The sequence below is a fragment of the Streptomyces sp. NPDC003284 genome, assembly GCF_053589675.1.
This window is the reverse complement of record NZ_JBSFSI010000008.1, coordinates 162,593-175,448: the sequence shown is the minus strand read 5'-3', so window position 1 is coordinate 175,448 and position 12,856 is coordinate 162,593. Positions and strand designations below refer to the sequence as shown.

Here is a 12,856-nt window from a genome sequence, read left to right as displayed (position 1 = left end):
AAGCGCGAGGCGCTGTGTTGACGTGGCGGGGATCAGCCCAGCAGGTCGGGTTCGGCGCGGCTGACCTGCTGCCACAGGGGCTGGTAGTTGATCCAGGCCACCAGGTCCCCGCCGAGCTGTTCGCGGGTCGACACCGCCGCCCGGTGGTCGATGAGGACCGGGCGGCCCGCAGCGCGGGCGGTCAGCTGCACCTGGGCGGAGCGTTCCATGGAGAGGAACCACCAGGCGGCGGCGTCCACGGAGTCGCCGACCGTCAGCAGGCCGTGGTTGCGCAGCACCAGCGCCTTGCGGGAGCCGAGAGTGTCGGCGATCCGGCGGCCCTCCTCCGCGTCGACGACGACACCGGTGTAGGCGTCGTAGAGGGCGTGGTCCTCGTAGAAGGCGCAGCTCTCCTGGGTGAGCGGGTCGAGGAGTTCGCCGAGGGCGGCCAGGGCGCGGCCGTGCACGGAGTGGCAGTGGGCGACGGCGACCACGTCCGGCCGGGCCGCGTGCACCTGGGCGTGCACGGTGAAGGCGGCCTGGTTGACGTGGTGGCCGCCCTCGATGACCTGGCCGTCCTGGTTGGCGAGCACGAGATCGCTCACGGTGACGTGCGCGAAGGGCATGCCGAAGGGATTGACCCAGAAGCAGTCGCTGAACTCGGGGTCGCGGGCGGTGATGTGGCCCGAGACGCCGTCCTCGAAGCCGTACCGGCCGAAGATCCGCAGCGCGCCCGCGAGCCGTTCCCTGCGGTGCCGGCGTTCGTCCTCGACCGACTCGTGCATCGGCGGCATGGCGAAGCGCAGCCTGTCGGTGGGCAGGGGCGGGGGCGGAGTGGGGCCGCGGCCGTGCATGGGTCCTCCGGCGGGTGATCGGTGTACGGGCGGAAAGTACCCGGGGGCGGCCGGGAATGGCAGCGCTCGTTCGTGAAGATGCCGCACACCCGGACGCCCCTGTCCCATACCCGACAGGAGATGTCCGGTTTCCGCGCCACACTCACCGGCATGGCGACGAACTGGGCGGCTTTCGCCGCGACGGAACCCGGCCTTGCCGCACTGGCCGAGAGGCGCTTCGGCGCCTTTCGGCACCACGTCCTCGTCACGCTGCGCGCGGACGGTACGCCCCGGACCAGCGGCCTGGAGGTGCGGTTCCTGCACGGAGAGCTGTGGCTCGGCATGATGCCGGACTCGCTGAAGGCGCGCGATCTGCTGCGGGACCCGCGGTTCGCGCTCCAGGCGAATCCGGGTCCGGACACCGCGATGGGCGGCGGCGATGTGCGGATCGGCGGGCGGGCGTTCGAGGTGACGGACCCGGAGACGAAGGGGGCGTACGGGAAAGAGGTGGAACCGCCGCAGCCGTTCCACCTCTTCCGCACCGAGCTGACGGAGGTCGTACGGACCTCCGTCGAGGACGACCGGTATCTGGTCGTCCAGGTCTTCCGGCCCGGAGAGCCGGTGCGGACCCTCCGGCGGACCTGACCCCTACAGGGCGGGGGTCACCGTCAGGGCGGGGGTCACTCCCACTCGATGGTGCCCGGCGGCTTGCTCGTCACATCGAGGACGACGCGGTTGACGTCGCGGACCTCGTTGGTGATCCGGGTGGAGATCCGGCCCAGCACCTCGTACGGCAGCCGCGACCAGTCGGCGGTCATGGCGTCCTCGCTGGAGACCGGGCGCAGCACGATCGGGTGGCCGTAGGTGCGGCCGTCGCCCTGGACGCCGACGCTGCGGACGTCCGCGAGCAGGACCACCGGGCACTGCCAGATGTCGCGGTCGAGACCGGCCGCGGTCAGCTCCTCGCGGGCGATGGCGTCCGCCTCGCGCAGCAGGTCCAGGCGCTCCTTGGTGACCTCGCCGACGATGCGGATGCCGAGGCCGGGGCCGGGGAAGGGCTGGCGCTGGACGATCTCCTCCGGCAGGCCCAGCTCCTGGCCGACCATGCGGACCTCGTCCTTGAACAGCTTGCGCAGCGGCTCGATCAGCCGGAACTCCAGGTCCTCGGGCAGGCCGCCGACATTGTGGTGCGACTTGATGTTGGCGGTGCCGGTGCCGCCGCCGGACTCGACGACGTCCGGGTAGAGGGTGCCCTGCACCAGGAACTCGACCGCCGGGCCCGCGTCCGCGATGATCTCGGCCTGGGCCTGCTCGAAGACCCGGATGAACTCGCGGCCGATGATCTTCCGCTTCTCCTCGGGGTCCGAGACGCCCTTGAGCGCGGTGAGGAAGCGCTCCTCGGCGTCGACGACCTTCAGCTGGACGCCGGTGGCGGCCACGAAGTCCTTCTCGACCTGCTCGGTCTCGCCCTTGCGCATCAGGCCGTGGTCGACATAGACGCAGGTCAGCTGGGAGCCGATGGCCTTCTGGACGAGGGCGGCGGCGACCGCGGAGTCCACACCGCCGGACAGGCCGCAGATGGCCCGCTTGTCGCCGACCTGCTCGCGGATGGCGGCGACCTGCTCCTCGATCACATTGCCCGTGGTCCAGGAGGGGGTGAGGCCGGCGCCGCGGTACAGGAAGTGCTCCAGCACCTGCTGGCCGTGCGTGGAGTGCATGACCTCGGGGTGGTACTGGACGCCGTAGAGCTTCTTGTCGTCGTTCTCGAAGGCGGCGACCGGGACGACGTCCGTGGAGGCCGTGACGGTGAAGCCCTCGGGGGCGGCGGAGCAGGCGTCGCCGTGCGACATCCACACGGCCTGCTCGGCCGGGGTGCCCTCGAAGAGGGTGGAGGACGGCCTGGAGACGGCGAGCCCGGTGCGGCCGTACTCGCGCGCGCCGGAGTTGTCGACGGTGCCGCCGAGGAGCTGCGCCATCAGCTGGAAGCCGTAGCACATGCCGAAGACGGGGACGCCGGACTCGAAGAGCGCGCGGTCCAGGCGGGGGGCGCCTTCCTCGTAGACCGAGGAGGGGCCGCCGGAGAGGATGATCGCCGCCGGGTTCTTGGCGAGCATCTCCGCCACCGGCATGGTGCTCGGCACGATCTCGCTGTAGACCCGGGCCTCACGGACGCGACGGGCGATGAGCTGGGCGTACTGCGCACCGAAGTCGACGACCAGGACGGTGTCGGGGGCGGCGGCAGCGGGAGTCGCTGATGACACGGGGTGCCTTCCGGCGGTGGGACGGGCGGGTCGGTGTACCTGCGATTCTACCGAGGTGCCGACGGGACCCGCCCCGCGCGCACCGGCGCCCCGGCGGGCGTCCCGTCCGCACGCTCCCCGGACGGGACGTCTCAGCATGCGAACCGGCTTGGACGCCGTCCGGCGCCACGGCATACTGGCGCCATGCTCACGCACTCCGCGACCTTCGTCTTTACCTATGGCACCCGGCCCGCCGGCTGCCATGGTCGTGTTGCTTGAGCCACTGACGAGCGACTTCCCAGGCGCCCCGGGCCGACAAGGCCCGGGGCGTCTGGCGTTCCACCCGGTCCTTGCCGCTCCGGGGCACCGCCACCACAGCGAGGAGCCCCCGCCATGACCACCACCGCAGCAGCCCGCACCGCGGCCACCCCCACCCCGGCGACCACCGCCGCGCCCCCGGCCCGGACCCTGGCCCCGGCCCCGGCCTCGACCACGCCCGCGATCGCGACCGCGACCGACCCGACCGGTGCCCGCTCCGCCGAGGCCGCGGGCGTCATCACCGACGCGCGCGAACGCATCGACGCGCTCGACGACCGGATCCTGGGCCTGGTCCAGGAACGCATGGCGGTGTCGGCCGTCGTCCAGGAGGCCCGGATCGGCTCGGGCGGGCGGCGCGTGCATCTCTCCCGCGAGATGGAGATCCTCGGCCGCTACCGGGACGCCCTCGGCAGGCCGGGCACCAGCCTGGCGATGACCCTGCTGGAGCTGTGCCGCGGCACGGTCTGACCCGTCCGTCCGCGGCTCTCACCCGTACGGTGCGGGTGCGTGACCGCGAAGGGCCCCGCGTCGTTGGTCGGGGTGGCCGTGCCAGCCAGGGACGGACGCGAAGGAAACCACGCGTGGCTCTCCGGGGCGGTGTGACGTACGGATCGTGCCGTGCGTCGTGGGACCCCGCTCCGGGGACGTGGCCGGACGGCAGGGGACAGCAGCCCGGTCACCCGGGTGACGGTCGGTTCCGGGGACGCCCGGAACCGACCGCGCCCACGCATGACGCAGCTCACATGAAAATCTGGTGAGAAGCGGCGCAACCATTCACCGGAGCCCCGGGTCACATCAGCGGAACCCACGGCCACACCCGCGCCCCACAGCGGAGGCCTCCCGCAACCTCCGTACCGCGTGACACGCGGTACGCCGGACTTCCCGAGGTCTTCATGAAGCTTCGCCGCGCCCTGGCCCTGGCCGCCACGACGGCCGCGATAGCCCCGCTGGCCCTGCTGTCGGCGCCCACGGCGTCCGCCGAGGAGCCGACCGACGGCCCGTCGTCGAGCGCGTCGGCCTCCGCCTCCGCCTCCGAGTCCGCCCCGACCGGCGGCACGACCGAGACCACCCCGTCCACCGGCGGGACCGAGACCACTCCGTCGACCGGAGCGTCCGACACGACGTCGCCGTCCGGATCCGCCTCCTCCTCGCCCTCCGCCTCCGCCTCGTCGTCGGCGTCCTCCTCGGCATCCGCATCGGCCTCCGCCTCCGCCTCCGCCTCGCCGAGCAAGCCCGCCGAGCCCTCCGCCGAGCCGACGCCGTGCACCGACGACGACGTGGACGCCGACTCGCAGCTGACGATCGCTGTCTCCGGTCTGCCCGGCAAGATCGTCGCGGGCAGCGGCTGGCACCCCTTCAAGCTCACCGCGTCCAACCACAGCGACCGGCCCCTGGGCCAGGTGCAGTGGCTCGCCCTCGTCGACAACGAATCGATGAGCGAGAACGAGAAGGACTGGCTGAGCACCTACGCGCTGCTGGAGTACCTGAACCCGGCGACCGGGAAGTGGGAGTCCCTCGCGGACCAAGTCGACAACGGCATCTACTTCGGCGAGACGCCGCTCGGCCCGAAGCAGACGGTCGACATCTCCCTGCGCGTGAACATCACCGCGAAGGCCCCCGCGGGCGACGGCTACACGGTGGGTCTGGGCGGCTACGTCGACCAGGACAAGAACTGCGTGCACAACGCGTTCGACTACTACGCGTTCACCGTCCTGAAGCCCGGCAGCTCCAACGGCGACCCCGGTGACGCCCGGCCCGGCAACGGTGACAAGCCCGCCGGCGGCAAGCGTCCGCAGGGCGGCGCCGAGGTGATCCCGGCCACCGGCACCCTCGCCGAGACCGGCTCCAGCTCCATGGTTCCCGTGCTCGGCCTCGTCGGCGGGGTCGCGGTCGTGGCCGGTGCCGGTGTGGTGTTCGCGGTGCGCCGCCGCAAGGGCGGTGCGCAGGCGTAGGCCACCGGCACCGCACGGACGGGAAGGACCCGCGCCAGGAGGGGGGCGCGGGTCCTTCCCGTTGCCCGCCGCTTCTTCCGGGGCGTGCTACTTCTTCTTCGGCGGCACCGCGGGTATGCCCAGGAACGGCAGCCGCAGCGCGCCGAACGCACCGGCCGGGACCGCCGGTTCGCGCGGCTCCACCGGCTTCAGCCGCTCGTAGGCCGCGCCCTGCGCCGGGCGCGGATCGGCCTCGCCGATGTTCGGCCAGTACGACATCGCGCGCTCGGCCTGCGCGGTGATGGTCAGCGACGGGTTGACCCCCAGGTTCGCGGAGACCGCGGCGCCGTCGACGACCGAGATGCCGGGGTGGCCGTACAGCCGGTGGTACGGGTCGATGACACCCGTCTCGGGCGAGTCGCCGATGGGGCAGCCGCCGAGGAAGTGCGCGGTGAGCGGGGTGCCCATCAGCTCGCCCACGTTGGAACCGGCGAAGCCGTTGATCTCGGCGGCGAGCGCGGAGGCGCCCTCCGTCGCCGCCTTGATCTGCTTGGGGTTGGGCGCGCCGTGGCCCTGGCGGGCGGTGAGCAGGCCCTTGCCGACGCCGTCCGGTTTCAGGTACGTCGTCAGGGAGTTGTCCAGGGACTGCATGACCAGGCCGATGATGGAACGTTCCGACCAGCGGCGGTTGGACAGCGAGCGCAGGACGAGCAGCGGATGGCGGGCGGCGTTCGCCAGCCAGGCCGCGACCCGCGAACCGCCGTCCACGAACGGCACCTGGAGGATGGACAGGCCGCCCATCGAGTTGGAGCCCTTGCCGTAGCGGACCGGCTCGATGTGGGTGTTCTCGTCGGGGTGGAAGGACGAGGTGATGGCGACGCCACGGGTGAAGTCGGGCCGCGCCTGGCCGGTCACCGCGCGGTAGCGCCGGTTGTCGGTCTGCGCGCCCACCAGTGCCTCGGAGTTGGTGCGGGTCAGCTCGCCGAGCCGCTCGGAGAGGTAGGGGAGCCGACGGCTCGCCTTCATGCGGTGCAGCAGGGTCTGGGTGCCGTAGGTACCGGCGGCCAGGACCACCCGGCGGGCGGTGAGGACGCGGCCCGCGCCCTTCTTCCGGTCGTCGGTCGGGAGCGTGGCGACCGCGTAGCCGCCCCGCGAGTCGTCGGTGACGGAGACGACCGTCGTCATCGGGTGGACCACCGCGCCCGCCTTCTCGGCGAGGTGCAGATAGTTCTCGTTGAGCGTGTTCTTCGCGCCGTGCCGACAGCCCGTCATGCACTCGCCGCACTCGACGCAGGCGTTGCGGTCCGGTCCGGCGCCGCCGAAGTAGGGATCGGCGACCTGCTGTCCGGGCCGGGCCTTCGCGGTGCCGTCGGCGTCCTCGCCGTCGCCGAAGAACACCCCGACCGGCGCCATGTGGAAGGTGTCGCCGACGCCCATGCGCTGCGCCGCCGCCTTCAGATGCACGTCGGAGGGGGTCATCGTCGGGTTCAGCCGGACGCCCAGCATGCGCCGGGCCTGGTCGTAGTAGGGCGCCAGCTCCTCCTGCCAGTCGGTGATGTCCCGCCACTGCGGGTCCTCGAAGAAGGGCTTCGGCGGTACGTAGAGGGTGTTGGCGTAGTTGAGGGAGCCGCCGCCGACCCCGGCACCGGCCAGCACCATGACGTTGCCCAGCAGATGGATGCGCTGGATGCCGTACAGGCCGAGCTTCGGGGCCCACAGGTAGTTCTTCAGGTCCCAGGAGTTCTTCGGCAGGCTCCCCCGGGTGAAGCGGCGGCCCGCCTCCAGGACACCGACGCGGTAGCCCTTCTCGGTCAGGCGGAGCGCGGAGACGGACCCGCCGAACCCGGATCCCACGACGATGACGTCGTAGTCGTACGCCGTTTCGTCGTGCGCCGCCGCTACGTCGTACGCCGCTTCGTCCTGCTCGGGGACGGAGTTCTCCTGCGACACGTGCTCTCCTCGTCGAGAACGGGTGTGGTCGGGGACGGCCGGGCCTGGGCCTGGCGGCTCCGGCGGGCCTAGCGGAGCCGGAGGGCCTTCATCGCCTTCAGGCTGCGGGTCATGAACGCGGCGTACCCCTCGTCGTCCATGCCGAGCGACGGGGCCATGGGCAGCAGCCGCTGGTGGGCGACGGTCTGCGCCTCGGTGTACTTGAGGATGCCCTCGGAGCCGTGCCGGCGGCCGAGACCGGAGTCCTTCATGCCGCCCATCGGGGACTGGGCGCTGCCGTAGGCGGGCGCGTACCCCTCGTTGATGTTGACGGTGCCGGTGCGCAGCCGGGCGGCGATCTCCCGGCCACGGCGGGCGTCCTTGGTCCACACCGACGAGTTCAGGCCGTACGGAGTGGAGTTGGCGTGCTCGACGGCCTCGTCCACGTCGGAGAAGCGGTGCACGGAGACGACCGGGCCGAAGGTCTCCTCGGTGCACACCGCCATGGGGGCCTCGACTCCGGCGAGGACGGTCGGCTCGAAGAAGTACGGGCCGAGGTCCGGGCGGGCGACGCCCCCGGCCAGCACCGTGGCGCCCTTGGCGACGGCCTCCTCCACGTGCCGGACGACGGTCTCCAGCTGGCGTTCGCCCACCAGGGAGCCCATGTCGGCGCCGTACGCCAGGGAGGTGCCGAGCCGCATCGCCTTGGTGCGGGCGACGAAGCGCTCCAGGAACGCGTCCGCGACCGCCTCGTGGACGTACAGCCGTTCGATGGAGATGCACAGCTGCCCGGCGGAGGAGAAGCAGGCGCGGACCGCACCGGCCGCCGCCTTCTCGATGTCGGCGTCCCGGAGGACCAGCATGGCGTTCTTGCCGCCGAGTTCGAGGGAGACGCCGACCAGGCGGGCCGCGGCGCCCTGGGCGACCTCTCGGCCGGTGCGGGTGGAGCCGGTGAAGGAGACGTAGTCGGCGTGCCGGACGACGGCCGGGCCGACCACCGGGCCCTCGCCGATGACGACCTGGAACACCTCGGCGGGCAGTCCGGCCTCGATGAGCAGGTCGCGGGCCCACAGCGCGGTCAGGCAGGTCTCGGTGTCCGGCTTCATCACCACCGCGTTGCCCGCGGCGAAGGCGGGCAGCGCGTCGCCGACGGACAGCTCCAGCGGGTAGTTCCAGGGGGCGATCTGGCCGACGACACCGCGCGGGTGGCGCAGTTCGGTGACCTTGGTCAGCACCGGGATGGCGCCGGTGTGCCGCTTGGGCCGCAGATACGCGGCGGCCCGGCGGCCGTAGTGCCGGGCGGCGACGGCGACCGCCTGCACCTCCTCGTGCGCGTGCAGGCGGGCCTTGCCGGTCTCCAGCTGGATCAGGTCCAGCACCTCGGCCTGCCGGGCGAGCACCAGGTCGTGGAAGCGGAGCAGGACGGCGGCGCGCCGCCGTACCGGGGTGCGCGCCCAGACGTCCTGCGCGGCGCGGGCCCGCTCGAAGGCGAGGGCGACATCCTCGGGGGTGGACTCGGGCAGGTCGGCGAGCTTCTCGCCGGTGAACGGCGTGTGGTTGGCGGTCCGGCCCGATCCGGTGACGCCCTTGGTGAGCCGGGCGACCAGCTCGGGGGTCACCACGTCCGCGGCGGTACGGGCGCCCGCGGGGGCGGGGGCCGAAGGATTCGTGCCGGTCTGTGCCGGGGCCTGCGCGTCCGTCATGAACGGCAGGGTATGACGTGGCCGCGGGTTTGTGTACCCGTCGGTAACGGGGTTTCACCGACCGCACACACGCCGCCAGCGATCACTGGCAACAAACCCGCTGATCAGGGCTCTTTTCACGCCCGCGGCGCACGCCCGGCTCCCGTCGCGCACATCCCACTCCCACGGTGCGCATCCCGCTCCCGCCGCGCGCGGGCGGCCCCGCGGCGCCGTCGGCTCACAGCGCGTCGACGTCCAGCTGGGCGATCGCCGTCCGGGCCACCTCCCGGCCCCGCTCGGTGAAGTCGCCCTTGCCGGGGTAGCCCACGGTGAGCCGGTACATGTCGCCGCCGCCGGTGCGGTAGTAGAAGAACCGCACCTCGCGCGGGCGCGGGTGCTGCGAGTCATTGGTGGTGTAGACGACCGTGTTCCCGGCGGCCTTTTGCCCGTGGAACGTCGCGTTGTCGTCGGGGGTGGTCCGCGCGTCCGCGGGCATGTCGAGACCGTAGTCGCCGCGCTTCTTGAACTCGGCGTCGTCCTGGTACATCTCGGCCGCCGCCGAGCCCGCGATCTCGTGGCTCTTGTCCTCCGCCTGCCTGGCCAGCGACAGCGTCACCCACACGCTGCCGCTCCAGTCCGTGTACGTCACCCAGTGGTCGTCGTCGGACTTCCGGTCGGGCAGGGTGCGCTGGTAGTCGGCGGGCACGGCGAGCGTCGCCGCGACGTCCTTCTCCTGATGGGCGCTCCAGCCGTCCGGCAGCGGCCCCGCGAACGGCCGCGCGATCGCCAGGTAGGCGGTCACCGCGCCCACCACGACCGCCGCGCCCAGCCCGAGCCAGGCCGTACGGCCCAGGCGGATCCCGCGCCGGGGACGCTCGACGTACCGGACCTCCTGGGTGGGCGCCGGGACGGGCGGCGCGGCGGCGGCCGTCAGCAGGGCGCGGACCCGGGCGGCGTCCGGGCGCTGCGCGGGGTCCTTGCGGAGCAGAGTGGTGACGGCCTCGGCGAGCGGGCCGGGCGCGGCGGCGGGCGGCGCGGGGGCGGCGTTCAGGACCGACTGGAGGGTGGCCGGGGTGTTGCTGCGGCGGAACGGCGAGACGCCCTCGGTGGCCGCGTACAGCACCACGCCGAGGGACCACAGGTCGCTGGCCGGGCCGGGCCGCTGCCCCAGCACGCGCTCCGGCGCGATGTACTCGGGCGAGCCGACGAAGCCGCCGGTGTCGGTCAGACTGGTCTCGCCCTCGATCTGGGCGATGCCGAAGTCGGTGAGCACGGTCCGCCCGTGCCCGCCGAGCAGGATGTTGTCCGGCTTGACGTCCCGGTGCAGGATGCCCGCGGCGTGCGCGGCCTCCAGGGCGCCGAGGACCTCCAGGCCGACCCGGGCCGCCTCGCGCGCGTCCAGGGTGCCCTCCTGGAGGGCGGCGCCGAGCGAGCGGCCCCGGACCAGCTCCATCACGATCCACGGCTGCCCGTCGACGACGGCCACGTCGTGCACGTTGACGACGGCCGGGTGGTCGAGCCGGGCGGCGGCGCGCGCCTCGCGGCGCATCCGCTCGAAGGCGTTGGCCCGTTCCCGCTCGGGCAGGTGATCGGGGACCCGGGGCTCCTTGACGGCGACCTCGCGGTCCACGGTCTCGTCCTTGGCCCGCCACACCGTGCCCATGCCGCCGTGCCCCAGCTTGGCCAGCAGCCGGTAGCGGCCGGCGATCAGACGGCCGGTACCGGGGTCGGGGGCGTGGGCCGGAGCCTGGGCGGGGGCGGTGTGCGGCGGGGCGGGAGCGTGGGCGGCGGCCGGTGGGACCGCGGGGGGCACTTGGGCGGCCGGGGCAGCCGGGGCAGCCGGGGCGGCCGGGGCGGCGTAAGGATTCTGCGGGTGCGGCACCTGCGGCTGCGGATCCGGTGGCCGCAGGACGAAGCTGCTCGTGGATTCATGGGGCTCGTACGGTGCGTACGGCTCGTGCCGGGCTCCCCCGTTGTCGCTCATGGTCCATCCATATCGCGAGGGGCGGCCGGGACTCCAGCGCGGGCGCGGGGCGGTCACAGACCCGTGACCTAGGGTCTGCCCCGTCCGGTGACGAAGGTGTCCACGGCGACGTCGAAGTACTCCCTGGCCTCGCGCACCTTGCCGACCGGCGCCGACAGCCACACGTCGTACATCCGCCCGTCCTGCTCCCAGCACAGGTCGTAGGTGTGCCGGGCGCCCTCCGCCGCGCTGAAGCCGCTCCAGGTGAACTCCCAGAGGGCGGCGGGGTGTCCGTCGTGCGTGGTGGCCGTGACCTGGCCGTCGTGGTAGCCGGGGTTGGCGGACGGGCCGCCGGCGTCGGCGCGGCGCATCACCGCGAGCGGGCCGCCCTGTTCCGGCGCCGCCGCCTTGATGCCGAGGCGGAAGGTCTCGCCCGGCGACAGATAGAAGATCCGCGCGCCCTGCGGCGAGCGCGCGAAGCCGTCCGGTACGGCGACGGTGAAACCGGCCGGGTCCTGCGCCAGGTGGTAGCCCGAGGGCGCGGAGGGGGCGTCGGCGCCCGTGGCGGGCCGGGTCCGCGAGGGGGTGGCGTGCGCACCGGACGAGGGCGTCGGGGAGGTGGTGGCAGTGGCGGAGGCGCTTCCGGTCGCCGGGCCCGCCGAGGCACCCGGCCCGTGTCCCGGCGCCGAACTGGCGGGCGTACCGCCGCCGTCGCGGTCGCCGTCCATCAGCAGCGTCACCGCGGACACCCCCGCCCCGGCCACCGCGGCGACCAGCAGCGCGGCGATCAGCACACCCCGGGTGGAGAGCCGCGCGGGCGGACCGGACGGCGCCCCGCCCACCGGCCCCGCCTGCGGGGGCGGTGTCAGGGCCGGGGTCGGAACCGGCAGCGGCGACGGGAACGCGGGCGGCCCCGCCGGGGACGGCGGCCCGGAGAACCCTGAGGATGCCGAGGACGCCGAGGACGCCGAAGGCCCCTGCGAGCGAGTCCCCCTGGAGCCCCGCAGCGACAGCGAGGGCAAGGAGGGCAGCGACGGACGAGGGGACCGGGACCGCCGGGACGCTTCGCCCTGGTGCGGCGCGGAGGCGTCCGGGGCCTGCCCCGGCGTACGCCCGGAGTCCAGGAAGGCGCGCAGCATCCGCTCGGCCTCGTCCGCCGTCAGCCGCCGCTCGGGATCGCGCTCCAGCAGCCCGCGTACGACAGGCAGGATCGGCTCCGCCTCGGCGGGCGGCCGGATCTCGTCCAGCACGACCGCGTGCATGATCCCGCCCAGCGAGTCGCGCCGGAACGGCGAGGCACCGCTCAGCGCCGTGCACAGCAGCGCGCCCAGCGACCACAGGTCGGACTGCGGACCGGTCCCCGCGCCGGACATCCGCTCGGGCGCGGTGTACTCCGGGGAGCCGACGAAGGCCCCGGTCTCGGTGAGTGTGGGGGCGCCCGCCACCTGGGCGATGCCGAAGTCGGTGAGGACGACCCGGTCGGTGCCGGACTCCACCAGGACGTTCGCGGGTTTGAGGTCGCGGTGCAGGACACCGGCCGCGTGCGCGGTGCCCAGCGCGCCCAGCAGCGCGATGCCGATGCGGGCGGCCTCGGCCGCGTCCACCGGGCCGCCCGCGGCGATCCGGTCGGCGAGCGAACCGCCCTCGATCAGCTCCATGACGATGAACGGCCGCCCGTCCTGCTCCGCGACGTCGTGGACGACGATGACGTGCGGGTGCCGCAGTTGGGCGACCGCGCGCGCCTCGCGCAGCGTACGGTCGCGCAGTTGCCGGGCCTCCTCGGCGGACAGGGTCTCGTCGAACGGGAGTTCCTTGACGGCGACCCGCCGTCCCAGCAGCTGATCGGTCGCCCGCCAGACGACACCCATACCGCCGCGCCCGATCCGCGCCTCCAGGCGGTAACGTCCCGCTACCACACGGAAGTCGTCCCCCTCGGTCCCCATACGCCCCATCATGCCGCATCGGACGCCCGGCTTCCGGG

9 protein-coding genes are annotated in these 12,856 nt (G+C 73.4%); 3 read left to right on the top strand and 6 right to left on the bottom strand.

Translation table 11 applies throughout. From position 1 onward, the window contains the following. Positions 1-32: 32 nt before the first annotated feature. Entirely contained in the window at positions 33-833 is an 801-nt protein-coding gene (locus ACWDYF_RS19170; protein ID WP_381736680.1) for a class II aldolase/adducin family protein, read from the bottom strand. A 150-nt stretch (positions 834-983) separates the two neighbouring features. On the opposite strand from ACWDYF_RS19170, the gene ACWDYF_RS19165 reads away from it, so the two are divergent. Beyond that, the gene (locus tag ACWDYF_RS19165) at positions 984-1,457 is read left to right on the top strand and encodes a pyridoxamine 5'-phosphate oxidase family protein (RefSeq protein ID WP_389469108.1); all 474 of its coding nucleotides are present in this window, start codon (positions 984-986) and stop codon (positions 1,455-1,457) included. 35 nt (positions 1,458-1,492) lie between these two features. Here the strand turns inward: ACWDYF_RS19165 and guaA are convergent, their stop codons facing one another. After that, on the bottom strand, positions 1,493-3,073 hold the full coding sequence (gene guaA / locus ACWDYF_RS19160) for a glutamine-hydrolyzing GMP synthase (protein WP_389469105.1): 1,581 nt from the start codon (positions 3,071-3,073) through the stop codon (positions 1,493-1,495). Positions 3,074-3,445: 372 nt separating this feature from the next. On the opposite strand from guaA, the gene ACWDYF_RS19155 reads away from it, so the two are divergent. Then, complete coding sequence (locus ACWDYF_RS19155) at positions 3,446-3,838, top strand: chorismate mutase (protein ID WP_389469101.1); 393 nt, start codon at positions 3,446-3,448, stop codon at positions 3,836-3,838. 425 nt (positions 3,839-4,263) lie between these two features. Beyond that, positions 4,264-5,322 carry an LAETG motif-containing sortase-dependent surface protein gene (locus ACWDYF_RS19150; protein WP_389469096.1) on the top strand — a complete coding sequence of 353 codons (1,059 nt, stop codon included), beginning with the start codon at positions 4,264-4,266 and terminating at the stop codon, positions 5,320-5,322. Positions 5,323-5,409: 87 nt separating this feature from the next. Here the strand turns inward: ACWDYF_RS19150 and ACWDYF_RS19145 are convergent, their stop codons facing one another. The 4 genes from ACWDYF_RS19145 to ACWDYF_RS19130 all read right to left on the bottom strand — a co-directional run bounded on the left by ACWDYF_RS19145 (position 5,410) and on the right by ACWDYF_RS19130 (position 12,818). Next, positions 5,410-7,251 carry a GMC oxidoreductase gene (locus tag ACWDYF_RS19145; RefSeq protein ID WP_389469093.1) on the bottom strand — a complete coding sequence of 614 codons (1,842 nt, stop codon included), beginning with the start codon at positions 7,249-7,251 and terminating at the stop codon, positions 5,410-5,412. A gap of 68 nt (positions 7,252-7,319) precedes the next feature. Further along, complete coding sequence (locus ACWDYF_RS19140) at positions 7,320-8,933, bottom strand: succinic semialdehyde dehydrogenase (protein WP_381736685.1); 1,614 nt, start codon at positions 8,931-8,933, stop codon at positions 7,320-7,322. A gap of 217 nt (positions 8,934-9,150) precedes the next feature. Further along, entirely contained in the window at positions 9,151-10,896 is a 1,746-nt protein-coding gene (locus ACWDYF_RS19135) for a serine/threonine-protein kinase (RefSeq protein ID WP_389469090.1), read from the bottom strand. A gap of 68 nt (positions 10,897-10,964) precedes the next feature. Beyond that, positions 10,965-12,818 (bottom strand): serine/threonine-protein kinase, encoded by a 1,854-nt coding sequence (locus ACWDYF_RS19130; protein WP_389469087.1) that lies wholly within the window; start codon positions 12,816-12,818, stop codon positions 10,965-10,967. Positions 12,819-12,856 lie beyond the last annotated feature (38 nt).